At 60.6% G+C, this 25,516-nt stretch carries 20 protein-coding genes, 1 tRNA gene and 1 other RNA gene; 6 read left to right on the forward strand and 16 right to left on the reverse strand.

Annotation, left to right across the window (positions count from 1 at the left end; translation table 11 throughout):
• Positions 1-539 precede the first annotated feature (539 nt).
• From bilS to DW645_RS01680, 3 genes are all read right to left on the reverse strand, one after another.
• Positions 540-1,091, reverse strand: a complete 552-nt coding sequence (bilS, locus tag DW645_RS01670; protein WP_099432355.1) for a flavodoxin family protein BilS — start codon at positions 1,089-1,091, stop codon at positions 540-542.
• Between the two features lie 121 nt (positions 1,092-1,212).
• Positions 1,213-3,072 (reverse strand): ABC transporter ATP-binding protein, encoded by a 1,860-nt coding sequence (locus DW645_RS01675; RefSeq protein WP_118225953.1) that lies wholly within the window; start codon positions 3,070-3,072, stop codon positions 1,213-1,215.
• Positions 3,073-4,926: an ABC transporter ATP-binding protein gene (locus DW645_RS01680; RefSeq protein ID WP_118225955.1), complete on the reverse strand. Its 1,854-nt coding sequence runs from the start codon at positions 4,924-4,926 to the stop codon at positions 3,073-3,075.
• 215 nt (positions 4,927-5,141) lie between these two features.
• Here DW645_RS01680 and DW645_RS01685 point away from each other — a divergent pair, with 215 nt between their 5' ends.
• A complete protein-coding gene (locus tag DW645_RS01685; RefSeq protein WP_118225957.1) occupies positions 5,142-6,110 on the forward strand; it encodes a hypothetical protein in 969 nt (322 codons plus the stop codon).
• 315 nt (positions 6,111-6,425) lie between these two features.
• Here DW645_RS01685 and ffs read toward each other — a convergent pair.
• Positions 6,426-6,521: signal recognition particle sRNA small type (ffs, locus tag DW645_RS01690), an RNA gene on the reverse strand.
• Positions 6,522-6,974: 453 nt separating this feature from the next.
• Positions 6,975-8,756: a tRNA adenosine(34) deaminase TadA gene (tadA, locus tag DW645_RS01695; protein ID WP_118225959.1), complete on the reverse strand. Its 1,782-nt coding sequence runs from the start codon at positions 8,754-8,756 to the stop codon at positions 6,975-6,977.
• Between the two features lie 51 nt (positions 8,757-8,807).
• On the opposite strand from tadA, the gene DW645_RS01700 reads away from it, so the two are divergent.
• A tRNA-Ser gene (locus DW645_RS01700) sits at positions 8,808-8,897 on the forward strand.
• A 3-nt stretch (positions 8,898-8,900) separates the two neighbouring features.
• Here DW645_RS01700 and DW645_RS01705 read toward each other — a convergent pair.
• A complete protein-coding gene (locus tag DW645_RS01705; protein ID WP_117757518.1) occupies positions 8,901-9,485 on the reverse strand; it encodes a TetR/AcrR family transcriptional regulator in 585 nt (194 codons plus the stop codon).
• 212 nt (positions 9,486-9,697) lie between these two features.
• On the opposite strand from DW645_RS01705, the gene DW645_RS01710 reads away from it, so the two are divergent.
• The gene (locus DW645_RS01710) at positions 9,698-10,249 is read left to right on the forward strand and encodes a LemA family protein (RefSeq protein ID WP_118225961.1); all 552 of its coding nucleotides are present in this window, start codon (positions 9,698-9,700) and stop codon (positions 10,247-10,249) included.
• 561 nt (positions 10,250-10,810) lie between these two features.
• Here the strand turns inward: DW645_RS01710 and DW645_RS01715 are convergent.
• Positions 10,811-11,863 carry a branched-chain amino acid aminotransferase gene (locus tag DW645_RS01715; RefSeq protein WP_117758006.1) on the reverse strand — a complete coding sequence of 351 codons (1,053 nt, stop codon included), beginning with the start codon at positions 11,861-11,863 and terminating at the stop codon, positions 10,811-10,813.
• Between the two features lie 289 nt (positions 11,864-12,152).
• Positions 12,153-12,800, reverse strand: a complete 648-nt coding sequence (locus DW645_RS01720; protein ID WP_118225963.1) for a DedA family protein — start codon at positions 12,798-12,800, stop codon at positions 12,153-12,155.
• A gap of 224 nt (positions 12,801-13,024) precedes the next feature.
• Here DW645_RS01720 and cysE point away from each other — a divergent pair, with 224 nt between their 5' ends.
• On the forward strand, positions 13,025-13,729 hold the full coding sequence (gene cysE / locus DW645_RS01725; protein WP_089573511.1) for a serine O-acetyltransferase: 705 nt from the start codon (positions 13,025-13,027) through the stop codon (positions 13,727-13,729).
• 111 nt (positions 13,730-13,840) lie between these two features.
• On the opposite strand, the gene DW645_RS01730 is transcribed toward cysE, so the two are convergent.
• The 4 genes from DW645_RS01730 to DW645_RS01745 all read right to left on the reverse strand — a co-directional run bounded on the left by DW645_RS01730 (position 13,841) and on the right by DW645_RS01745 (position 18,538).
• Complete coding sequence (locus DW645_RS01730; protein ID WP_118225965.1) at positions 13,841-15,844, reverse strand: ABC transporter ATP-binding protein; 2,004 nt, start codon at positions 15,842-15,844, stop codon at positions 13,841-13,843.
• A 1-nt stretch (position 15,845) separates the two neighbouring features.
• Entirely contained in the window at positions 15,846-17,570 is a 1,725-nt protein-coding gene (locus DW645_RS01735; RefSeq protein ID WP_118225967.1) for an ABC transporter ATP-binding protein, read from the reverse strand.
• On the reverse strand, positions 17,570-18,070 hold the full coding sequence (locus DW645_RS01740; RefSeq protein ID WP_118225969.1) for a MarR family winged helix-turn-helix transcriptional regulator: 501 nt from the start codon (positions 18,068-18,070) through the stop codon (positions 17,570-17,572). Before DW645_RS01740 ends, DW645_RS01735 begins: the two co-directional genes overlap by 1 nt.
• A 177-nt stretch (positions 18,071-18,247) precedes the next feature.
• A complete protein-coding gene (locus DW645_RS01745) occupies positions 18,248-18,538 on the reverse strand; it encodes a CDP-alcohol phosphatidyltransferase (protein WP_199570269.1) in 291 nt (96 codons plus the stop codon).
• 291 nt (positions 18,539-18,829) lie between these two features.
• Between DW645_RS01745 and DW645_RS01750 the strand changes: the two genes are divergently transcribed.
• Positions 18,830-19,351 carry a nitroreductase family protein gene (locus DW645_RS01750; RefSeq protein ID WP_118225971.1) on the forward strand — a complete coding sequence of 174 codons (522 nt, stop codon included), beginning with the start codon at positions 18,830-18,832 and terminating at the stop codon, positions 19,349-19,351.
• Between the two features lie 41 nt (positions 19,352-19,392).
• On the opposite strand, the gene DW645_RS01755 is transcribed toward DW645_RS01750, so the two are convergent.
• From DW645_RS01755 to DW645_RS01765, 3 genes are all read right to left on the reverse strand, one after another.
• Complete coding sequence (locus DW645_RS01755) at positions 19,393-19,968, reverse strand: hypothetical protein (protein WP_147325433.1); 576 nt, start codon at positions 19,966-19,968, stop codon at positions 19,393-19,395.
• Positions 19,969-20,052: 84 nt separating this feature from the next.
• Complete coding sequence (locus DW645_RS01760; RefSeq protein ID WP_117648386.1) at positions 20,053-21,270, reverse strand: helix-turn-helix domain-containing protein; 1,218 nt, start codon at positions 21,268-21,270, stop codon at positions 20,053-20,055.
• A gap of 266 nt (positions 21,271-21,536) precedes the next feature.
• Positions 21,537-22,571: a YeiH family protein gene (locus DW645_RS01765; protein WP_117648387.1), complete on the reverse strand. Its 1,035-nt coding sequence runs from the start codon at positions 22,569-22,571 to the stop codon at positions 21,537-21,539.
• Positions 22,572-22,764: 193 nt separating this feature from the next.
• On the opposite strand from DW645_RS01765, the gene DW645_RS01770 reads away from it, so the two are divergent.
• Positions 22,765-23,466, forward strand: a complete 702-nt coding sequence (locus tag DW645_RS01770; RefSeq protein WP_050766156.1) for a GntR family transcriptional regulator — start codon at positions 22,765-22,767, stop codon at positions 23,464-23,466.
• A gap of 113 nt (positions 23,467-23,579) precedes the next feature.
• Here DW645_RS01770 and glmS read toward each other — a convergent pair whose 3' ends face one another.
• Positions 23,580-25,427: a glutamine--fructose-6-phosphate transaminase (isomerizing) gene (glmS, locus tag DW645_RS01775; RefSeq protein WP_118225973.1), complete on the reverse strand. Its 1,848-nt coding sequence runs from the start codon at positions 25,425-25,427 to the stop codon at positions 23,580-23,582.
• Positions 25,428-25,516: the final 89 nt, after the last annotated feature.

Here is a 25,516-nt window from a genome sequence, read left to right on the forward strand (position 1 = left end):
GCCACATTAAGTGGCCCCCTTTGCGTGCGGAACTCGCGACAGACCTTTCCCGCGCCTCCGCCTGCCGCCGCCCCTCACCCGTTGCGAGTTGAGTGGGCTGATGAGAAGCTGCGCTCGCCTCGTAGCAGAAGCGTAGCCTGGCATGCGCATCGCGGAAAGCTTGTCCCGGAATTCACGTCCGGAGTGGGATGCGGTTTCCGCTTGTGGCTCCGTTGGGAAACTGCATCCCACTCTGATCGCAAATTCCGGGTCGCATTTTCCGCCAGAGCCCTCAACCGGAAACTGCATCCCACTCCAAAGGCAAATTCTGGGACGGACTTTCCGAATCCCCATCCATCCGGAAAGTCCGTCCCACTCTGAATACATCCAGCGAACGCATGCGAGCGTGCCGTCCAGGACGGTCTCGTCATCGGGGTGATGGAAAATGTCACCCCCAAACGCTTGCCACGGTTGCGCCCACAAGTGTCAAGAAAAAAGCCTCGAGAATTTCGAGGCTTTCACGTTTGTACGATTGAACGCGCGGCACCGCGAGCGGCGGCCTACTCGCCCAGCACGGCCTTTTTGGCGGCTGCAGCCATGTTGTCCAGATCCTCCTTGGTGGGATGGTCCTTCGCGGCAACCCAGTTGTCGAGCAGCATCTTAAATCGGGCGTTGTCGGGATCTTGCTCGAGCATGGCCTCGTAGCGCTGCTTGACCGCGGGGCCCATCTTGCCCTGGCACATCGCCCAGCCCGCAAGCTCGGCATCCCCAGCCAAATTGGAAGTTACGCGATCAATAATCTGCTGGTAATAGCTCTGGTCGGCGCCAAAACCGCAGGTGCCAAACAGGAAGACGCGCTTGCCGTGCAAGGCGGAAAGCAACGCCGCGACCGAAGGCGTGCACGCGCCCTTGTCGCACCAAAAACCGACGAGCACCGTGTCAGCCGCGCAGGCGCCCTGCGCCTCGAGCGCAACCTGATCTGCATCCGCATCGTCGCTCAACGCCGCGGCATGGACAAACTCAACACCCGCAGCCTGCAGAGCGCGCTTGATCGCGCCCGATACCATCCTGGTATTACCGCTCTTGCTGTTAACCACCAAAGAGCACGTCATAGTCACGTTGCCTCGTTTCCCCCAAAACTAAAGCCACTAATGCAATTTATTAAAAGCATATCTTAGTACTATCGACGCAGATGTAAACCATCTGCCGCTAATCGGCAGCCCCTACTGGGCCCTACTGGGCAAACTGGCTACGATAAAGCTCGGCATAGAAGCCGCCTGCCGCTAGCAGCTCGTCATGCGTGCCGCGCTCGATAATCTCGCCATCGCGCATTACCAGGATGCAGTCGGCGTTGCGAATCGTCGACAGGCGGTGCGCCACCACAAAGCTTGTGCGGCCAGCCATGAGCTCGTCGAATGCTGCCTGCACCTGCAGCTCGGTGCGGGTATCGATGCTCGACGTTGCCTCGTCCAGCAGCAAGATCGCCGGGTCGGTAAGCATGACGCGCGCGATGCACAGCAGCTGTTTTTGACCCTGGCTAAACGTGCCGCCGTCCTCGCCAATCACCGTGTCGTAGCCGCCTGGCAGCTGCACGATAAACTTGTGCGCATGCGCGCGCTTGGCCGCCTCGATAACCTGTTCGCGTGTGGCATCGGGACAACCGTAGGCGATGTTGCCCGCCGCGGTGCCCTCGAACAGCCACGTATCCTGCAGCACCATGCCAAAGGCACGGCGCAGGCTTGCGCGCGTGTAGTCACGCGAGGAACGGCCATCGACCGCGATGCGACCGGCGTCGATATCGTAGAACCGCAGCAGCAAATTGATGAGCGTTGTCTTGCCACAGCCCGTGGGACCGACCAGGGCAAAGCGCATGCCGGGCTTGGCATCGATGCAGATATCCTGCAGCAGTTTGCGGTCGGGCACATAGCTAAAGTCCACATGCTCAAACGAAACCTCGCCCTGCGGGGCGGCAAGCTCTACGGCGTCCGACGCGTCGGGCTCCTGCTCGCGCGCATCGAGCAGCGCAAACATGCGGCGCGCCGAGGCGTACGCGGTCTGGATCTGCGTGATGACGTTGGTGACCTCGTTGAACGGCTTGGTGTACTGGTTGGCATAGGACAGGAAAATCTGCACGCCGCCCACCGTAAGCGCCGCTGGCACGCCCGTGATCACGCCCACGCAGCCGATCACAGCGACCACGGCATAGATGATGTTATTGATAAAGCGCGTGCCGGGGTTGGAGAGCGAACCCATAAACTGCGCGCGTTCACCTGCTGTATAGAGCTCGGCGTTAAGGGCATCGAAGCGCTGCTGAGCGTGCGGGCCGTAGGCGAAGGCGTCCACCAGCTTTTGCTCACCCACATACTCCTCGATATGACCGCCGAGCTGCCCTTGAATACGCTGCTGAGCCGTAAAGCTTTTGTTGGAGAGCTTGGCGATGGCGCCAGCTGCAAAGATGGAAAGCGGCGTGACGAGCACCACCACGAGTGTCATGGTCAGGTTAATGGAGAGCATAAACGCAAGCGTGCCCACGATGGTGATGACGCCGGTAAAGAGCTGGGTAAAGCCCTGCAGCAGACCATCGCCCACCTGGTCGACGTCGTTGACTACGCGGCTCATAAGGTCGCCGTGGGCATGGCTGTCGATAAAGCTGAGCGGCATACGGCTGAGCTTGTCGCTCGCCTCCACGCGCATGTCGCGCACTGTCTCGTAGGACAGGCGGTTGACGCAGTAGCCCTGCAGCCACTGGAAGGCCGCCGCGCCCACCACGACAATCGCGAGCTTGGTGACGAGCGGCAGCAGTGCATCGAAATTCACCTGGCCCGCGGCAACGATCAGGTCGATGCCCTCACCGATAAGGATAGGCGTGTAGAGCTGCAGAATCACCGAGATGGCGGCGCTCACAAACGACGCCGTAAACGAAATACGGTGCGGACGGACGTAACCCATCAGGCGGCGGGTCACCGCGCCCACGGGATAGCGCTCAGGGTCGCCGGGCTGGCGCGGACCGTCGCCCAGGTCGTTGAGGTTATCGTTACCGGACACATTGGCCGCCATCGTGGCGACCGAACCGGAGGAAGTGTACGGGTTCATTTAGCAGCCCTCCTTTGCGCAAACAGATGCAGGGGCGGTCTGGGCGGACGCGGGCAACGCGCTCCCTTGCTGGCCCTCGAGCTCTTCGCGGCGCAGCTGCGACTGGCAAATCTCGCGATAGAGCTGGCAGGTCGCGTACAGCTCATCGTGCGTGCCCAGGCCCGCGACCGAACCGTGATCGAGCACGCAGATCATGTCGGCGTCGCGCACGGTCGAAACGCGCTGGCTCACGATGACGGTCGTCAGCGGCAGCCCGCCCTCGGCGGCACCGCGCACGCTGCGCTCGCGGATGGCGTGGCGAAGCGCCGCGTCGGTCTTAAAGTCGAGCGCCGAGGCAGAATCGTCCATGATCAGAACCTGCGGCGAGCCCACTAAGGCGCGCGCGATAGTCAGGCGCTGGCGCTGACCGCCGCTAAAGTTCTTGCCGCCCGCCTCGACCGGGGCATCCAGGGCTTGGGGCTTGTTGCGCACGAACTCGCTCGCCTGCGCCATGTCGAGCGCCGCCCAGAGCTCCTCGTCGGTCGCCGACTCGTCACGCCAGGTCAGGTTGCTGCGGATGGTGCCGCTCACCAGCGACGTTCGCTGCGGAACGGTCGCGACCACATGGCGCAGCTGATCGAGCGGCCAGGTGCGCACATCGGCGCCCATCACGCTCACACTGCCGGCGCCCGCATCGTACAGGCGCGGGATAAGCGAGACGAGCGTGGACTTGCCGCTGCCCGTACCGCCAATAATGCCAAGCGTCTTGCCCAGCGGGAGCTCCAGGGTCACATCGTTGACGGCGTTGGCAGCGCCAGCGCCAAAGGAGAAGCTCGCATGACTCAAGCTCAACGCGGGAACCGGAACAGCGTTGCCCATCGCGCTCGGCTCGGGCAGTGCGACCGGCTGGTTGCCCTCATCGGTAATGCTCGGCACGCAATTGAGCACCTCGTTGATACGCGACGCGCTGGCGCTCGACTTGGTAAAGACCACGACCAGGTTGGCGACATACACGATGGAGGTGAGGGTCTGCGTCATGTAGTTGACGAACGCCATGACCTGACCCTGCGTGAGCTCGCCCACGTTGACCTGGATGCCGCCGACCCACAGGATGGCGCACACGCCCAGGTTCATCACAAGAAACGTGACGGGGTTGAGAATCGACGAGAGCTTGCCCACCGCGATGGCAGTATTGGCCTGGTCATCGGCGGCTTGGGCAAAGCGCTCACGCTCGTGATCTTCACGCACAAACGCACGGACCACGCGAGCGCCCGAAAGGCCTTCGCGGCAGATAAGCGCGATGCGGTCGAGCTTTGCCTGCAGCTGCTTGTAGTACGGAATACAGCGCGCCATGACAACCCAGAACACCAGGCCAATGGCGGGCGTGCAAATCAAGAAAATCACGCCCAGCTTAAGGTCGATGGCAAGGGCCGCAACCATGGAACCCACGGCCAAGAAGGGCCAGCGGATGAGCATGCGCACGCCCAGCGCCACGGCAAGCTGCACCTGGTTGACGTCGTTGGTGATGCGGGTGATAAGCGACGGCGTGCCAAAGCGATCAAGCTCGGCGTAGCTCAGCTTGTTGATGTGCTCGTAGAGCGCGCCGCGAATGTCGGTGCCCATGCCCTGCGAGGTCAGCGCCGCCATCTTTTGGCAGACGAGCGTAAACGAGATGCCGATCACAGCCATGGCGCCAAGTACCATACCGTAGTGGACGACGGCGTTCACGTCGTGTGCGCCGATACCCTTATCAATCATCTGGGCAATCACCAGCGGCGTCAGCAAGTCAAAGATCACTTCAATCAACTTGCACGCCGGGCCAATCACCATATACCGGCGAAACTTGCCACCAAAACGCCTGAGCAGCTCAATCATAAAAAGGCGCTCCCTATCATCATTCACACTCAATTCGAATCATGATAGTACCGCCACCCCAAAAGAAGCGTAAACAACTCGTCATTTCTAATGGGATTCGGTTTCCAAAGAAGCGGAAAGGCACGCGCACGCCCAGCCAGTGTCGGGTCGACCGCTTGGTATACTTACAGTAGTGCTACCAGCCGAGTCGCCGACCCTTGAAATGAGGTGCCGAGATGAACGACATTCTCGCAAGAAGAGCAAGACGAGCAACTATGAGCATCGCCCTTTCCGCGGCACTTGTCGCGGGAATCGCCCCCCCCGTAACGGCGATTGCGGCAGAAACCAGCTCCCCCACCGGTGCAGTTGCCCCGCAGACGGAAGATGCGGCCGCCGCAAAAGAAAAAGCGTATGCAGCCATGCAGGAAGCGCTCAAAAACCTCGAGGCCGCGAAAGACGCCGCAAGTCGCGAGAAAATTGCGGAAATCGATACTAAAATTGCCATTTTTCAAGAGAACTACGACACTAATTTGGCGCAAGCCGCCATATATAAGGAATCCCTTCCTACCATGCAAGCGAACGTCGATGCAGCTCAAGCCGAATGCGATAAGGCCCACAACCGGACAAGAGCCCTTGAGGCAGAATTAAATAAAATCGACTACACGACTCCTGCCGAAACTATTCGGCAGTTGCAAGAGGCGATCACAGAGGCAATAATGCAAGAAAATTCCTGTGAAGATAAGCTTGAGCACTGCCGAATGCGCCTCGAAAGTCATAAAAGCCTGATTTATTTCTTTGAAAGCGAAGTGGAGTTTAATAAAACCCATCTCGACGGAGAAACAGCCAAGCGGAATGCGCTCCTCGACGATTTGAAAAGAGCGCAAATAGCCTATGACGATGCCTGCAAGGCATACGAAGAGGCAAAGGCCGCGGCGGACAAGGCCGCCTCGCCCGAGATAACGAAACCCGCCGAGACGACAAAACCCTCCAGCTCAGCGCAACCGGCCGAAACGGCACAGCCCACCGGCTCGCCCGCGACCGGCAAAGACGCTCCATCGAGCTCCACCAAGCAAGCAAATACGACCACCGGCAAGCTCGCGAACACGGGCGACACAGCGCCGAGCGCAATCGCACTCGCAGCAATCGCCGCCGCAGGGTTCGGAATAGCCACCGCGGGTGTACGCCGCATCAAGAACTCAAAGTAGCTGCCAGAGCATATCGCTCCCACCAATCTACAAGCCCATAGACAAAGAGGCCCGTTTCCCCAACCAAAACCAGGGAAACGGGCCTCTTTACTTGTAAAAACAGATGGCAACGCCGCCGTCTCTTGAACCACGTAGCCATTGATGTCTTGGCGCAGTCAGCGAGCGCCACCCAGAGCGAACAAGTTGGCATGAAAAAGGCAAGGCATAGACCTTCTGGTCATGCCTTGCCTTTTGAATGACAAATTGTCGCTCTGGGTGGCGCGCAGCGTCGAGCATTGCGCGGTTTGGTAAAACCGCGCAAAAAGAAAGCCCGTGCGCTCGATGGATTCGGATGCCCGACAGAGGCTCCTTATGGCTGCTTCCTTCCGGACCTGACCAGATTCGGAACATGTCGTCATCCGAACCCATCGAACGCGCTAGGCGCTCGGTATATCTTACCTGCTCCCGCCCGCCAGAGCAAGGTAGCTAATTTGGGACGGGGCTTTTTGACTACTTTTTGACTGGTGGGGCATCAGGGTGGCGAAAGTAGTCAAGGAAGCCCCGTACTAAATAGACTGATCTGGTGCTGTGCCACGAAAAGGGCCTATCTACTACGTTTTGGTCACAGGGGTCGACCATAGCCGACTTTTTCGAAAATCGGCAAGCTTTCTACCTGCGGTTTTGTTTTTGCAAATTCCGGGATGGTCGAAGGTGGCCGGTTTAACGTAGTAGATGGCCGCATTTCGTGGCAAACGGTCCGACCCAAGACCCAAGGCAGCCAACCTCGAATGGCCATTCTCGAAGTTGCGGTGGAATACGGACTGAATTGGCCCCTTAAAGGCAAAAACACTCCGTATTCCACCGCAACTTATAGGGAGATAGGCCTTAGAGGCGGGCGAGGTCGTAGGATCGAGCGGCTGCTTCGCCGGCACAGATGAGGTTGGTTGTGGCTTCTTGCGGATCGAGTGCCCGCTCCAGGTCCATGGGCTTGCGACAGATCGGCAGTACAAGGTCAATGCCCTGCTCATACACCGCATCCAGGTTGACGGCGCGACCGCCCACGACAGCGGCCACCGGCTTGCCATAGCGCATGGCACGGCGGGCCACACCCACCGGCGCTTTGCCGGCGGCGGATTGCTCATCCATATTGCCCTCGCCCGTTATGACCAGGTCGACATCGCGCACGCGCTCGTCAAATCCCACGAGGTCGAGCACGGTCTCAACGCCCGAACGCAACTCGGCACCAAGTGCCAACAACGCGGCGCCCAGGCCGCCGGCGGCACCGGCACCGGGCACGCCGAGCACCGAGCCAAATGTCCGTGCGCCCTCGGGTGTGTGCAACAACCCCTGGGCCCGAGCCTCGACAATTGCCGTATCGAGCAGGCGGCCGTAGCCGACCATCCAGCTGTCGTACTTACCCAGCGCCTCGGCATCATCCGCCGGCAGACCCTTCTGTCCACCGAACACTGCCAGCGCACCGCGACGCCCTACGAGCGGATTCTCGACATCCGATAGCACAACGATACGAGCGCCATCCAAAGCCTGCAGCGCTGGCGCCAAATCAACGCTCGCCACCTGCTCAAGGCCGGCAAGACCGGGGGCGACATCGCAGCCCCGATCATCGACCACACGCGCGCCCAGCGCCTGCAGCATGCCGGCGCCACCGTCGTTGGTGGCGCTGCCGCCCAAGCCAATATAGATAGTCTTTGCCCCGGCACGAACCGCACGGAGCATCAGCTCGCCCACGCCATAGGTCGAAGCCGCAAGCGCCGCCGATTCCGTGCAGGGTGAATACCCAATACCCGCCGCCTCGGCCATCTCAATTACAGCCGACTCGTGCTCGCCGTCCACCAGCATCCGGGCAGACACGCGGTCGCCCAAGGGGCCTGCGACATCGCAGGTCACAAGCTCGCCACCGCATGCGGCGATGGCATCGAGCGTTCCCTCGCCACCATCTGCCAGCGGCAATGTGCGCACCTCGGCATCGGGCCAAACGCGGCGCACGCCTTCGGCAACCGCCGCCTCCGCCTGCGCGCTCGAAACGCTGCCCTTAAAGGAATCGATCGCCAACAGCACACGGCGGGGCCGGCGGCGCGCGGCACCAAAATCGACCGCCTCAACGGCAATATCTTCGGCACACACGAGCGCCTCGGCATGAGCGGCATGCGCCTCAAGATCGGCCCCGCAACCGCAGTCAGCACCATCGGTGCCACGCAGCCCACTAAAATAGCTGCTCAGCACCTCACGACACTCGTCTGCCAGCACGCCAGCCGTCACGTTAAACCGATGATTCAGGCGCGAGTCGGCATTCAAATCGTATAGGGATCCCAACGCGCCCGCCTTGGCGTCGCTCGCGCCATACACGCAGCGCCCCACGCGCGCGTTAACCATAAGCCCCGCACACATGCAGCAGGGCTCGAGCGTCACGTAGACCGTACAGTCGGAAAGGCGCCAGCGACCGAGCGACCGAGCGGCAGCGCACAGGGCCGCGAACTCTGCATGCGCCGAAGGGTCCTGATCGAGCTCACGACGATTATGCGCCCGCGCGACAATCTCACCCGCGCGCACCACCACAGCGCCAATGGGCACCTCGCCCACCGCCGCGGCGGCGCGCGCCTCCGCCAACGCCTCGCGCATGAACTTCTCGTCGATTTCGGTGCTCGTCATCGTTCGCCTTCCCTGTTGCAAATTCAAAACGATGCTATCATTACGACTCACGGAGAGATGGCAGAGCGGTTGAATGCGGCGGTCTTGAAAACCGTTGAGCGCGAGAGCGTTCCGGGGGTTCGAATCCCCCTCTCTCCGCCACTCTTAGTGACTCACCGGCGTCATGGTCCGCTCGAACAGCGCATCGACCACGTCGGCGATTTCGGATCGGCGCTCCAGCACGTGGCCCGATTCCCACCACATGGTAAAGAGCCGAATAATGCCGCCGGCGACAAACTCAGACGTTGTCTCGAGCGATACGGGCGCAAGCGCATCCTCGTCAAGCGCGCTCATCACGCGCCCGCGTATGGAGCGCGCGATGCGGTCGCAAATCATGCTGGTCAGCATGCCCGACATACTGCTCGCCAAAATGTTATCCATGAGCTGCTCATGCGCCAGAATCAGATCCATGGCATCGGCGAACACTTCGTGGCGAAGCGCGCGCACGTCCTCGGCGCCCTCCGCGCCATCCGCATCGGCCCGCTTTTGCGGCAGACCCGACATGAGTTCATCGATATAGAAGGCAAAGTAATCGTTTTTGTCGCGGAAGTGCTTGTAGAACGTCGTCCGACGAATCATAGCGCGGTCGCACAGCATGGCAACCGTCACGTCCTCAAACCGATGCTCTTCGAGCAGCTCAGTAAAGGCCTCGAACAGGGCCCGATAGGTTTTCTTGATGCGAAGGTCCATACGTATCGCCCTCCTCAAGGAAAAGACAGCGCTCACTAATCTGTCGCATATCTTATACCTGTATCGCCCACTCCCTGGCGAACGGCCTCACCTTGGTGGAAACATAACGCTTACCGGAAAGTTCGGTATCGCCAAAGGTTGCGGGTATACTAGTAGCGTTACACCAACGGCAGCCGGCGGAAGACGCCGCGGCCATTCGAAACGGAGACACCATGATTCCCGTCATCATCGGTATCGTTGTTGTCGTTGTGATTGTCTGCGCCATCGCTGGCATCTACAACAACATGGTCACCAAGCGCAATCGCATTGATAACGCCTGGCAGAACATCGACACGCAGCTGCAGCGCCGCAACGACCTGATCCCTAACCTAGTCGAGACCGTCAAGGGCTACGCTAAACACGAGCAGGACACGCTTGCCGCCGTGGTCAACGCGCGCAACGCCGCCGTGAGCGCCACCACGCCCGAAGCTAAGATGGAAGCCGACAACGTGCTGACCGGCGCCCTGCGCCAGCTCTTCGCCGTGGCCGAGGCTTACCCCGATCTTAAGGCGAACACCAACTTTACGCAGCTGCAGGCGTCGCTCGAGGATACCGAGAACAAGATTAGCTATGCACGCCAGAGCTACAACGACTGCGTGCTCAGCTACAACAACGCCATTCAGACGTTCCCGGCTGTCATCTTTGCCGGCATCTTCCAGTTTAAGGAGCGCCAGGGCTTCGAGGCCGCCGAAGCAGCCCGCCAGGCCCCGACCGTCAAGTTCTAGTAGTTTGGCAGCGCATCCTTAATCGGCCAAATGCATAAACCGCCCCGTCGAATGCATACTTCGACGGGGCGGTTTCCTTTTTCGCGAAGCTCCCCCTCTAAGCGCCGTGCATTTTTAGGAGTATTCAACATAACCAAGGGCTTCGGGCACCGCGATAAATGCCAAAGAGCGCAAATATCCCTGCAAATCAAACGCTGTCAGCCCATAACCCCGCCCATCATTCGTAGAAAACATCGAGAAATCCCGATTTTTTGCCCGAGGTCGGTATGCAGGGGCCTTCGATTGCAGAATACTCGCAAAAATGCACGTCGCCATCACCCCCACATGGCGCGAACCAAAACAAAAGCGCGGCCTAAAAGGCCGCGCGCCATCTTTCATTCAGATCTATATTGCTCGTAACGGCAGCGCCGAGGTAACGCAGGCCCGAGGGCAACCTTCCTTTCCGGCGCACTCCGCAGGACGAAAGAACCTCCGCCGCACGAAGTGCGCTGCGGAGGTTCTTGCATGTCCGAGGACGCGCCGGAAAGGAAGGTCGCCCTCGGCCCGGACAGCTAAGACAGCTTACGCGACGGTGTAAACCCAGTTGTGCTTATCCTCAACAGCACCAGACTGGATGCCCGTCAGGGTCTCGCGGAGCCTCTTCATCACAGGACCGATCTCGGTGTAGCCAGCCGGGAAGGTCACAGTCTCGTCGGCACCGTAGACCTTGTTGTCGATCTCGCCGACCGGGGAGATAACGGCAGCGGTGCCGCACAGACCGCACTCAACAAAGGTGCCGGCCTTAACCTCGGCCCACTCGACGGGACGCTGGTCGACGGTCATGCCCAGGTCCTGAGCAACCTGAACGAGCGAACGGCGGGTGATGGAGGGAAGAATGGAGTCGGTGTGCGACTGCGGGACAACAAGCGTGCCATCTTCCTTCACGAACAGGATGTTGGCGCCACCGGTCTCCTCGACATAGGTGCGGGACTCGGAGTCGAGATACAGGTTCTCGGCATAGCCCTCGCGGTGAGCCTCCATCGTGGGCTTCAGGGACATGGCGTAGTTGAGGCCGGCCTTGATGTTGCCGGTGCCGTGCGGTGCGGCGCGGTCGTACTCGGAAACGCGCAGCTTGACAGGCTTGAGGCCGCCCTTAAAGTACGGACCGACCGGGGTCACGAGAATACGGAACGTGTACTCAGGAGCGGGAGCCACGCCGATCACGTCACCGGAGCCGATCATAAATGGACGCACGTACAGGGTTGCGCCGGAACCGAAGGGCGGAACCCATGCGGCGTTGGCAGAGACGACCTGCTTGACGGCCTCGACAAACTTATCCTTGGGGAACGGGGGCATCTCCAGACGCTGGGCGGAGTTGTACATACGCTCGGCGTTCATGTCGGGACGGAAGCAGACGATGCTGCCGTCCTCGGCGGTGTAGGCCTTCAGGCCCTCAAAGACCTCCTGGCAGTAGTGGAAGATACCGCCGCACTCGGAGACGTGCAGGGTGTGGTCGGTGGTCAGGCCGCCCTCGTCCCACTCGCCATCCTTCCAATGAGCCTCGTAGCTGTAATCGGTCTTCATGTAGCCAAAGCCGAGGCTACCCCAATCGATATCTTTCTTCTCGACAGTCATATGTCGCTCCTTACATACGCGGTTGCATACTCGCGAACCCGCACGCAAGGACCGAAGCAGGCCGCGTCGCAACGTCGCATACCCGGAGCGTAGAGCCGGGCAGGACACGCGGGCAGCATCAAAGCCGATGGCGCGTCGATTCGCATGCAGGTGATTGTACTCCCCGCACGCCTTGGATAAAACGCTTTTCTTTAACTAAGTAAAGTATTTTCATTTGCCTTCAACACAAAAGGCCCGCCATCGAATCCGATGACGGGCCTTGGAATTAACATCCGAAAACAAGCTCGGACTAGGCGTTCTTTTTACCGAGCTTTGCCTTAACCAAACAGACCACGGTCGGAATGATCGACACGGCGACGATGCCTACGATCAGCAGCTCAAAGTGCTCCTGCACAAACGGAATGCCACCAAAGAAGTAGCCCAGCAGCGTAAAGACCGTCGACCAGGTAATACCACCCAGCACGTTAAAGATGACAAAGTTGCGCCAGTGCATGCCGCCCATACCGGCGATGAAGGGCACAAAGGTGCGGATAAACGGGAAGAAGCGACCCAGGAAGATGGCCAGGTGGCCCCACTTGTCAAGGAAGTCCTCAGACTTTTTAATGCGCTCGGGCGTCATGGCCTTTACCTTGCCCGAGGCGATGATTTTGCGGCCAAAGAAGTGGCCGATCATAAAGTTGCACTGATCGCCCAGGATGGCTGCGGCCCATGCGACGGCCAGCAGGGCCACGATGTTAAAGCCGCCGTTGTGGGCAAAGAAGCCCGAGGCAAACAGCAGCGAATCGCCGGGAAGGAACGGGAAGAACACCACGCCCGTCTCGATAAAGATGATCAGGAACACGCAGCCGTAGGCCATGAGCGGGCCAGCGGCGATCCAGCTGGCGATCGCAGTGCGCGGATCCTTAAGCAGCTCGGCGATAAAATTGATGAAACCCATGAAGTTAAACCTCTCAGTTGTGGGCGCGGACACGTCCAAGTTGACCAGTATACGGTTGCGGCGCCCCCTCGTGCGCAACCCCACAAAAGCATGACTCCATTACCAGCAAGTATGCATAACTGACACCTGTCACGCTAAGCCGTGAAAGATTGCTCTTCCTAATCCCTAGCGAATCGCTATACTTTATTGAATCGCATTGCCATGGCGCTAAGGGAGGGCGGTCAGTGAGCTTTATCAATACCATTCGCGAGGACATCAAGACCGTCCAAGCGCAGGACCCCGCCGCGCAAAACGGTCTGGTCATTTTTCTTTCGTACCCCGGCCTGCACGCCAAGTGGAACCACGTGCCCGAGCACTGGCTGTGGGAGCACGGCCATCGCTCGCTCGCCCGGGTGCTCTCGCAAATCACCCGCCACATCACCGGCGTCGAGATTCATCCCGCTGCACAGATCGGCAAACATTTCTTTATCGACCACGCCATGGGCGTTGTCATCGGCGAGACCACCATTGTGGGCGACAACTGCGTGCTCTACCAAGGCGTCACGCTCGGCGGTACCGGCAACGAGACCGGCAAACGCCATCCCACCCTGGGCAACAATGTCACGGTGGGCACGGGCGCCAAGGTGCTTGGCAACATCCACATTGGCGACAACGTCAAGATCGGCGGCAACTCGGTCGTCGTCAAGGACGTGCCCGACAACTGCACCGTCGTGGGCGTGCCCGGGCGCATCATCAAGCGCAACGGCTGCCGCGTGTTCGAGGAGAGCTTCGACGCCAAGCAGCATCGCGAGTACATGCCCGACGATGCCGCCGAGCAGAGCGCCCTCAACCGCCAGGGCATCAACGAAAACGCCCGTCGCGTCAAGGAACTCGAGCGAGAGGTGGCCGAGCTCAAAGCCCTCGTCGCCAAGCTCGTGGACGAGCGCTAGGGCCGTGGGCAGCCGCCACAGCATGAACGCCAGCACAAAAGGCGCGCCAGGGAATCAGCCCCCGGCGCGCCTTCTTTTCGATGCGACATGCGGGACTGCCCCTTTGTCACCTTATGCGAACTGGCTTAGGTAGAGGTCGGCGTAAGCGCCCTCGGCAGCCAGCAGCTCCTTGTGCGTACCCTGCTCGATGATATTGCCGTGATCCATGACCAGGATGAGGTCGGCATCGACGATCGTCGACAGACGGTGCGCGATCACAAAGCTCGTGCGCCCGCGCATGAGCGCGTCCATGGCGCGGCCGATGGCAAGCTCGGTGCGCGTGTCCACGCTCGACGTCGCCTCGTCTAGGATGAGGATCGCCGGGTTGTTGAGCAGCACACGCGCGATGGTCAGCAGCTGGCGCTGGCCCTGACTAATGCTCTCGGCATCGTTGGCCACCCGTGTGTCGTAGCCCTGCGGCATAGTGCGCACAAAGAAGTCGACCTGAGCGGCACGTGCGGCCGCGACAATCTCCTCGCGCGTCGCCTCGGGACAGCCATAGGCGATGTTCTCGGCAATGGTGCCATCGAACAGCCAGGCGTCCTGCAACACCATGCCAAACTGCTGGCGCAGCTCGCCGCGGTCCATGCGGCTCGTGTCCACACCGTCGAGGGTAATGCGGCCGTCGTCGATCTCGTAGAAGCGCATGAGCAGATTGATGAGTGTGGTCTTACCCGCACCCGTGGTTCCCACCACGGCGATCTTCTGACCCGGCTCGGCGGCAAACGACACGTCGCGCATGAGCGGCTTGTCGGGCGCATAGCCAAAGCGCACGTGCTCAAAAGCGACGCGGCCCTCCACCTTGCCCGGCAGCTTGGCAGCCTCGCCCGGCTGCGGATCGGCCTCCATCTCGGGCTCATCGAGCAGGTCGAACACGCGCTCTGCGCTCGCCAGCGCGCTCTGCAGCGAGTTAAAGGTAAACGACAACTGCGTCATGGGTTCGGACGCCTCGTAGATAAACTGGAAGAACGCTTGGAACACGCCGACGGTCATATGCCCGGCAACCAACATGCTGCAGCCCACAAGCGCAATCACGATCTGCGCCAAGCGGCCGATAAAGCGCACCGCGGGACCGACGGCGTTAATCATAAAGTCGGCCTTGGTGCTCACGCGCGCCAGCTCCTTCGAAGCCTCGTGTACCTCGGCAGAGCTCTGACGCTCGCGGTTAAACGCACGGATCACCAGACGGCCCGAGTAGCCCTCCTCGACCGCGCTCGTAATCTTGGACACCCACTCCTGGCGCTCGCCCGTCACATCGTGCGTGCGGCGCGACACGACCTTCGTCACCAGCAGCGAAAGCGCCGTAAAGAACAAAAAGACGAGCGTGAGCGGCACGCTAAACACGAACATCACGCTCACGGCGCCCACCACGGTACCGATCGACACCAGAAGCTGCAGCAAGCCGCGCTGCATGCTCTCGGACATCTTGTCCAAGTCGTTGGTCGCACGGCTGACGACCTCGCCGGGGCGATGCGCGTCAAAGTAGGCAAGCGGCAGACGGTTGAGCTTTTGTGCGATGCGGTTGCGTAGGCGCAGGTTGAGGCGCTCGGCAACGCTCGACATCAAAAAGCTCTGGAGTGCGTAGAACGAGGCGGCGGCGGTCCAGATCATAAAGTAGATAAAGATGGTCCTGCCGCAGTTCTCCCAGGTAATGCTGAAGGTAGCGTTGTTGGCAAACGCCAGCTTCATGTGTCCCCACAGCTCATCGATCACGCGGGCGCTGTAAGCCGGCGCCGCGGTGTTAAAGATGGCATAGAACACGATGCTCGCGAACACGATATAGAAGCGCCAATGGTCGCCGGCGGCCTCGTTCCACAGGCGGCGCACCGTCGCCCAGGTGTCGCGGGGCGTCTCGTCCTCGTCCTCGTCGTCAACGTCGCGCATGCGCTCCGCCTCGGCGCGGGCGCGCTCGTCCTCGGCGCGCTCGTTTTCCTCGTAGAGTGCCTGGCGGCGAGCCTCGCGCTCCGCCGCTGCCTTGGCGGCTTCGTCCAGGTCGGGCGTGGCGCCCGTCTCCTCGACTGTCTCTGCAACCGCGGCGTCATCGGCGATGCCCTGCTTCTTGAGCTCCTCGGTCATGCTACTCACCTCCCTTCATCTGCGATTCCGCGATAGCGCGGTACACCTCGCAGGTTTCCATGAGCTCGTCGTGCGTGCCTAGGCCCACGACCTCGCCGTCTTTGAGCACCACGATCTGATCGGCATGCAAAATAGTCGAGATGCGCTGGGCGATGATGAGCACCGCGGCATCGCACGTCTCGTCCCGCAGCGCATGGCGCAGTGCCGCATCGGTCTTAAAGTCCAGAGCCGAAAAGCTGTCGTCGAAGATATACAGGTCGGCGCGCTTCATGAGTGCGCGGGCAATCGCCAAACGCTGGCGCTGGCCGCCCGAGAAGTTCGTGCCGCCCTGGGCCACCGGCGTATCGAGCCCCTGGGGCTGGTCGAGCACAAAGGTGCTCTGGGCAACCTCCAGCGCATGGAGCATGTCAGCCTCGGTCGCGTCTTCGTTGCCAAAGCGCAGATTGCTTGCCACCGTACCCGAGAACAGCCATGCCTTCTGCGGCACATAGGCGATACGCCCGCGGATGTCGTCTTGCGAAAGGTCGCGCAGATCGATGCCGTTCAGGCGAATGGTGCCCTTCGTGGCATCGTGGAAGCGAAGCAAGAGCTTGGCCACCGTTGACTTGCCCGAGCCCGTTGAGCCCACGATCGCGGTCGTCTGTCCGCGGCGGCAGGCAAAACTCAGGTTGCACAGGGTGTCCTCGTCAGCATCGTCAAAACGGAACGACATGTGGTCGAACACGGCCACCGCGTCGGCCCCATCTGCGGACTCAGGCGCCCCGTCGCCCGGCGTAGCCTTGCCGTCCACAATGCTCGGCTCGATTTCGAGCACCTGCTGCGCACGGTTGAGGCACGCCGCGGCGCGCGGAAGCGTCAGCACCACCATCTGCGCCATCATCACAAAGAACAGGATCAGAATCGCGTACTCCAGCACGGCCGAGATGCTGCCGATTTGCATGGCATGGACGCCCACGCGGTTGCCGCCCACCCACAGCACCGCCACCTCGGCGATGTTCATCAAAAAGAAGCTGGAGCTGTCGAGACCCACAAACAGGTGGTTGACCTTAATGGCGTTGTCCGCGTACTCGCTAAACACCTCGTCCAGGCGCTGCTCCTCGTGGCGCTCTTTATTAAAGGCGCGGATGACGCGCACGCCTACGATGTTCTCGCGCAGCACCACGTTCATGCGGTCGATAAAGCTCTGCAGGCGCATAAAGATCGGCGCGGCGTTGGCAACGGTAAAGACCGCCGCCACCAGCACGATCGCAACGACCACGCCCAGCAGCGTGCCCATGGCAGGATCGATAAACCAGGCAAAGATGATGCCCGCCACGGCCAAGAACGGTACCGGCAGCACCAGCTGAATCGTCTGCAGGATCGCTTGCTGGATCACGTTGATGTCGTTGAGCGAGCGCGTGATCATCGAACCCGTGCCAAAGCGCTCAAAGTCGCTGGCGGACAGCTCGAGCGATTTGTCGTACACGGCGTTGCGGATATCGCAGGCCACGTTGGCCGCCAGGCGGGCCGAAAGATAACAGCCCAGCACCGCACCACCGCTGGCCATGCCGGTCGCGATAAACATGTACAGGCCGTTGCGCAAGATGTAATCGACGTCGCCCGTCGTGATGCCCGTGTTGACCATGTTCGCCAACATCGTGGGCACGAGCAGCGTACCGACGTTGTCGATTAGCAGCACCAGCAGCGTCACCGCGATCAGACCGCGGTACGGCCTCATAAACCTCATTAAGAGTCGCATGTCTCCCCCTTGCCCTTATCGTCAGCCTCGTTCTCGGCGGCAACTTGCCGTTTAAATGCCTCGCACTCTTCGTTAAGAACATGGGAGAACTTACCGACCAAGCGCATGATCTCGCGCTGTTCCCACGGCTCGAGCGCCTCGAATGCCTGTTGCTCGGCTTTTTGAGCCGGCAACGCATAGCGCTTGGCAAACTGCATACCTTCTGCGGTCAGTCGCACAACCTTGTTCTTACGACTGCCCTCGGCAAACTCCAACGTCGCAAGCCCTCGCGCCCTAAGCGTCTTGATTGCCGAATTGATGGTCTGTTTGCTGTAGAACCATTCACTCGTCAGCCGACTCACGGCAACGCTTCCACCCGCTGCACTCGTGTCGACGAGCATCCAATAGGCGCAATCCGAAAGACCACAGGTGCGCGCGAACTCCGAATAGATACGGTCAAGCCTGTTGAGCATCCGGTCGAAATCGACCGGGCTAACTGTACTATTCATCTCTCCCGCCATTCGATAGTCCGAGTTTTGACTAATTAGGGTTTCAGGTTAGTCCGAGTTTTGACTATCGTCAAGGGCGGCCGTGCAAGACGTGCGACCCATAACAACATATCGACAAAAAGACCGCCGGCGCGGGGGCGGCGCCGGCGGTTGCAAGAAAATATCGATTGTTGGCTGTTACGCAGCGACGGCCTCGTAGACCGTGGCGCCCGCAAAGCTGTCGTGCAGGCTCTTGCCGCAGATCCACGGCAGTTCGACGACCTCGCAGACCGTGTTGACCAGCTCGGAGCAGTCGGTAAAGTGGCCCTTATCGTTGAGGGCCTCGCAATCCTGAACACGCCAATAGCCATCGGTGTGCGTGATGTAGTACTCGTGATCGTTGATCGACACGAAAGCGCGCGTCTTGGAACGCAGCAGCTTCAGAAATCCTTCGAAGTCGGTCTCGACGACATCTCCAGCCTGGAACATGATGTTACCTCCTGGCCCGGCGCCACCATGGCGCGCTGATAAACGTTGGTACTCCTTTAGTAAAACCTTTATCAGAGCTTATGCGCGCATCATTTAGGCAAGTGGTAAAAAACCGCAGGGTAGACGGGATAAAACGTTTAATCATCCCACCGGTTTGTCACATTCTGGCTGAAGTTTTATGCAAACCAACTTTTCCACTTGGTAGCTTGCATTGTTTGGGGCCGACGGCGCGATTACGGTTTTGGTTCGGCGGGTAAGAACGAGGCATCGAAACCAACGTCAGGAGGACACATGGAGACCATCGAAGCGCTCATCCATCGCCGCAGCTGCCGCAACTACAGGGATCGCCCTGTCGAGGCCGAGAAGCTCGCACGCATTATCGAAGCCGGCCAGTACGCGCCGAGCGGCATGGGACGCCAGCCGGTGACGTTTGTCGCCGTTACCGACCCCGCGACCGTTGAGCGCCTCTCGCAGCTCAACGCCCAGGTCATGGGCAGCGAGGGAGATCCCTTCTACGGCGCCAAGACCGTTGTGGTGGTGCTCGTCGACCGTAGCGTGCCCACGCACCTGGAAGACGGCTCGCTCGCCATGGGCAACCTGCTCAACGCAGCCTATGCGCTGGGCGTCGATTCGTGTTGGATCCACCGCGCGCACGAGGTCTTTGACTCACCCGAGGGACTGGAGCTGCTGGCCAAGTGGGGTCTGCCCGCCGACGGAAGCCTACGCGGTGTGGGCAACTGCATTCTGGGCTACGCCGAGGACGCACTCCCCGGGGCCAAACCCCGCCGCGACAACGTGGTGTATGTAAAGTAATTAGTTCCGCCGTTCTAACGAACGGCGGACCCGCTCGCAACTTATCTTGCCGGTGGAGTTGTCGTCGTTTCGTTCGTTTGAGTCGTTTCGGCGCCGTCGCCCTGTTCGTCCTCGTCCTTTTGCGCATCGGCGATAGTGGAAGCTGCCGCAACGATTCCGCGCTGGGGCGCGACGCCCGTCTGGACCTGTGCGCCCTCGACAACTTCTATGCCTGCATGTGCGAGCTCGGGCGATTTAAACATTGCGTCCAAGTTGGCGCCGCCGCCGGCGTAGCCAAGCGCAGCGAGTGCGATGATGATTGCTGCAACGACAGCCACGATCGGCACGTAGCGATGCCAGCCGGCGGGATTGAGCCCGCTGCGACGAGCCGCCCCGCGGCTGATGTAACCGAGCGTTCCGTCGTGCTTGAGCTTTGAGCCCACCACGCGCTTGCGGCCCCACAGCGACGACTCGGCCTGCATGGCCAAGCGAGCGCTTGCCGAAGGATAGCCATATTTAGTGCGCTTGAACGAGCCATCAAACCCCGAGGCGTGTTTGCCCCACGTCACCGATGTCGTGCGTCGGTTAACCGGCGCGGCACTCCGCCTTCTGCGGCTCGGTTTTGAAGTCTCAGCCATATGCCCTCGCACGCCGTAACCAAATCGAAACAATAACGCTTTGGACTGTAGCACACGCGTCGCGCGCGGTCACGGGCGCCTCGCTCAACGGTCATCGTCCTTCAGCAAGCGCCACAGCGTTGTACGGCTTATGCCCAGCACCTCCGCCGCACGGGTTCGGTTGCCGTGTAGATGATCTACAACCAGATGCGCGATATCTCGCTCGGTATCGGCCAGCGGTCGCAGGATATACAGGTCACTTTCGAGTGTCGGGGCGCCAAAGGTTGCGGTCTTAATCACGTCCTCTTGGGCGAGCACTTCCTCCGCCACAGCGCGGTCCACCGCGCCCGCCCCCACCAATATATACAGTCGTTCCGAGACCTCGCGGAGCTGCAGATAATTGCGCGGCCAGCGGTAAGCATCGAGCGTCTTCGTCGCCGCGGCGGACAGCGTGGGCGCTGCCGTCCCAAATGCATCAGCGAGATATTCCAAATAGCGCGCAACCTTTGTCGACGCGGCTCCTTGCTCGGCAATCGCCGGCGCCACGCTCACCGCACAGGCGAAGCGCTCGGTCACAAAGGCGGCTTGATCACTTTCGCCGCCGCCCGGCATGTCATTCGCTGTCAGCACCACATGGCAGCGCGTCGCCAACGCGGTGTCAGCCATCGTGGAAACGAGCTCGCGGAGGCGCTGGGGGCCAACCGCGTTCCAGCCCTCAATGCAAAGGGTCAGCCCCGTTTGGAACAGCGGCGATTCGGAGCTTTTGAGCACATGGCGCCAGCCCCGATCGGTGAGCTCATCGAGCGCGACGGAAACAAAGGGTTGATCGGCAAAAGGACCGTCCAGATAGAGGCGCTTGGCGATCTCGACCTGACCCGCGCCCAGCTCGCCCTCGAGCATAAGGGGCACGCCGCGCGCATAGCTCTCGGCCACCGGTGCAGCTACCGCAGCGGCACCCTCAACGACGCCGTACGCGCTCGATTCGTAGCGGGCCTCAACTTCGTCGGCGTTGAGCCACTCGATGCCCGCATGCGCCGCGGCACCGCGCACCTCGCGGACCACAACGACCCAAAGCCTCCCGCCCTCTTTGTCGGTGGGGCGAACAGTCAGGCTCAGGCGCGCACCCGCACGTCCCATAACCAGACGCGCGCCGTCTCCTATACGGTCGAGGCGCTCAGCGACAAAAGCCGCCACATCCCGCTCAAGCGCCGCATCATTCATGGTCGAAATCGCGACGTCCCCACGCACATCGATTGCCAATGCCGAGGCCCCGGCAGCAGCCAGGGCCTCGGTCAAGATGTTCAGCTTGGCATCGCTATCCATAATTTGCCCCTGTCCGCGGCGACGTGCAGCCGCCGACGGTCGCACGACCGAGTGTTTCAAAATTGAACGATATTGCTCACCAAACACTATAGGGCAGAAAGCGCCGTCCTGCGAGTATAGGTGTTGCCCCGCATCGCCATCCTGGCGGGGCGATAAGAGCTCTTCGGGACTTATAAACCTGCGGACAAGCCATACCCGCAAGAGCTCCTATCGCTCCACCGTGAGAATGCGCTCACCGGCACGCAGCGCGCAAATAAGCTACTTCTCTACCAGATTCCCAGCACGTGCTGCATCCCCAAACTCATGCACGCAATGCCAATCCAGCAGCAAAAGCCCAGCGCGATGGGCTTGCCGCCCTTTTTGACCAGCTCGACGATATCGGTATTAAAACCAATAGCCGCCATGGCCATCACAATAAAGAACTTCGAAAGCTCCTTGATGGGCGCCGTAAAGGGCGCGGGAAGCTGAAGCACCGTGGTGATTACGCTCGCCAGCACAAAGAACAGCACAAACATGGGAAACGCGCGTTTAAGGGAGAACGTGCTTTTGGCGTCGCCGCCGGCCTTGCGCGCCAGATGCATCTGCCAGCATGCGAGAACCAGCGTGATGGGGATAATGGCCAGCGTTCTGGTGAGCTTGACCACCGTGGCGCTCTCGAGCACATTGGCGCCGGGATGCATGCTGTCCCAGGCGCTCGCCGCAGCCGTTACGGACGAGGTGTCGTTGATGGCGGTGCCGGCAAACAGGCCAAAGCCCTCGTCTGTCAGCCCGAGCATACCGCCGAGCGTCGGAAACACGAGCGCCGCGATAACGTTAAACAGGAAGATGACCGAAATGGCCTGGGCAATCTCGCGATCGTCGGCATCGATGACGGGCGCGGTCGCGGCGATGGCAGAACCGCCGCAAATCGACGAGCCCACACCCACAAGCGTCGCGATCTTACTCGGCACGTTCATAACGCGGCAGAGCACAAAGGCAATGACAAGCGAAGTCGAGATTGTCGCCACGATAATCGGCAGCGACTGGGCGCCCTTGGACAGAATCTGCGAGAGGTTCATGCCAAAGCCAAGCAGGATTACCGCGTACTGCAAGACTTTTTTAGACGTATAGGTGACGCCGGCGGCGAGCTGTTCGCGACGATTCTTGGGAAAGACGAGCGCCAGGACCATGCCAAAGAGGATGGCGAATACCGGACCGCCGACCACCTCAATTTGTTTGCCGAGCAACGTCGCGGGAATGGCGATGATCAGGCAGAACAAAACGCCTTTCCAGCGCTCGCGTACGATATTTGCCAGTTGCATATGGGATTCCTTCTTTCTATTTCACGTTTGCGACGGCTTATGATACGGCAACATTGAGCGCAGCCTTGCGCAAACACAGACTAAGATGCCGCAATAGTTCTCAGGCAACAGCCGAATTACCCACCGCGGAGAGCTGATTCGCGGCATAATTAACAACTGACATATGAGTTTGATAGAACAGTTGCGAGGCGCTATGGAAGAATCGATGCACGTCGGCGAGCAGGAAACGAGCCTACAGGACCAGTCCTACCACACCATTCGACGCAAAATCGTCTACCTGGACTACAAGCCGGGCGAAAAGCTGGGCGTCAAGCAACTTTGCGACGACCTGGATATGGGACGCACGCCCGTGCGCGAGGCTTTGGTTCGCTTGGCGCAGGAAGGCCTGGTGCGCACCGTGCCCCAGAGCGGCACCTACGTCTCACCCATCAACCTCACCCTTGCCGAGAGTGCCTGCTACATCCGCGAACATCTGGAAAAGCAGGTGATTGTGGAGTGCTGTGCGCGAGCCACGTCGGCCGGCATCGAGCAGCTCGACCGCGCCATTGTGCTGCAGGAAAAGGCCATGGCCGAAGAGGATCGCATCGGCTTCTTTTTGAGCGACAACCTCATGCATCACATGATTTTTAGCATCGCATGTCGCAGCACCGTTTGGTCGTGGCTCGAAGAGACCAATGCCGACCTGGAGCGCTTCCGCTGGCTGCGCGCCGCCACGCAGGTTCTCGACAATCAGGACATCGTGAACGAGCACAAGCAGATTCGCCGCGCTATCGCCGGTCGCGACCCCATCGAAGCGAGCTTTTTGGTCAGCAAGCACCTGCACATGATGTTCCGCAACCAAACCGAGGTTCTGGACCAGTTCCCCGAGTACTTCGAGACCAGTAAGCTCCGCTAACCTGCCAAAAAGGGACAGGTTTATTTTGGCAGGTTTTATCTGGGCAAATGCAACAAGGCCCGGCTCCGCTGCAACGGAGCCGGGCCTCGGTCACTAGAACGGCGGAACAACAATTATTCGACCGTGACGCTTTTCGCCAGGTTGCGAGGTTGGTCAACGTCGCAACCGCGCAGGATGGCCACCTCGCGGGCGAGCAACTGCAGCGGGACGCTCGCCGTGATGGGGCTGAACACGTCGCGGACTGCCGGCACGCGGATGATGCAGTCGGCGATCTTGTTGATCTCCTCGTCGCCCTCAGTGGCAACGACGATGACCTTGGCGCCGCGCGCCTTGCACTCCATAAGGTTCGACACGGTCTTGTCGTAGGTGGCGCTCTTGGTGGCCACGGCGATGACAGGGAAGCCCGGATCGATCAGTGCGATGGGACCGTGCTTCATCTCGCCGGCGGCGTAGGCCTCGGCGTGCAGGTAGCTGACCTCTTTGAGCTTGAGCGCGCCCTCGTAGGAAATAGCGGCACCCATGCCGCGACCCACGAACAGTGCGGACTGCGCGTCCTTGCACAGCAGGGCGGCCTCATGCACGGCCTCGGTCTGGGTATCCAAAATCCACTGGATCTGCTCGGCCGTATCGGAAAGCTCGCGGAACAGCATGCGCGCCTGCTTGGTGGTCAGGCGGTACTTGACCTGCGCTAGCAGCAGAGCCAGCAGCGTCAGGCTCACGACCTGGCCGATGAAGCTCTTGGTCGAGGCGACCGCGATCTCCTTGTTGGCCTTGGTGTAGATGACGCCGTCGCTCTCACGCGCCACGGGGCTGCCCACCACGTTGGTGATGCCGAAGACCTTGGCACCCTTGATGCGCGCGTCGCGAATGGCGGCAAGGGTATCGGCCGTCTCGCCCGACTGGGACACGGCAACGACAAGCGTCGTCGGCGTAATGATGGGGTTGCGATAACGGAACTCGCTGGCCGCCTCCACCTCGGTGGGGATGCGAGCCCAGCCCTCAATGAGATTCTTGGCAATGAGGCCAGCGTGATAGCTGGTTCCGCAAGCGATCACGTAGACGCGGTCGATGTCGTTGAGTTCCTCGAGCGAAAGGCCCAGCTCGTCGATGTCGAGCTCGCCGGCCGGCGTCATACGACCGACCAGCGTGTCGCGCACGACGCGCGGCTGCTCGTGGATTTCCTTGAGCATAAAGTCGGGATAACCGCCCTTTTCTGCCATGTCCAGGTCCCAGTCGATGTGGGTGACCTTGGGCTCGATAACGTTGCCGACCTCGTCGGTGTACTCGACGCCTGCGGGCGTGAGCTTGGCAAACTGACCGTCCTCGAGCACCACGACATCGCGGGTGGCGTCGATGAGCGCGATGGCATCGGAGGCGACATAGGAGCCGGTTTCGCCCACGCCGACTACGATCGGGGAATCCTTGCGGGCCACGGCGATCACGCCGGGCTCGTCAGCGCACACGGCGGCCAGACCATAGGCACCGACCACGTGGGTGCAAGCCTCGCGCACGGAGGCCATCAGGTCGTGCGTCTCGGCATAGGCCTCTTCGATCAGATGCGCGAAGACCTCGGTATCGGTCTCGCTCTTAAAGTGGTGGCCGCGGCCCTCCAGCTCTTCGCGCAGCTCGGCGAAGTTCTCGATGATGCCGTTGTGGACGATGGCGATACGACCGTCGCAGCTGGTGTGGGGATGGGCGTTAACGACGGAGGGCTTGCCGTGGGTGGCCCAACGGGTGTGGCCGATACCGCAGGTAGCGTCACTGTCGATGTTGGAAAGCTCGCTCTCCAGGCCCGCGACCTTGCCCACGCGGCGGATGACGTCGAGGTGCGCCGCGGCGCCCTCACCCACCTCGAGCGCGACGCCCGAGGAGTCATAGCCGCGATACTCCATACGCTTGAGGCCCGTGACCAGGATGTTCTTTGCAATATCAGAGCCGGTGTAGCCGACAATTCCGCACATAGGATAAATCCCTTCGTTCGCGTGACTGCAAGACGTCCACGCACAGGGGGCGCTGAGACGTATAACGTTCGAGTATTGTACTCACGCAA

This window comes from Collinsella sp. AM23-17 (assembly GCF_003470945.1).
Classification (GTDB): Bacteria; Actinomycetota; Coriobacteriia; order Coriobacteriales; family Coriobacteriaceae; genus Collinsella; species Collinsella aerofaciens_O.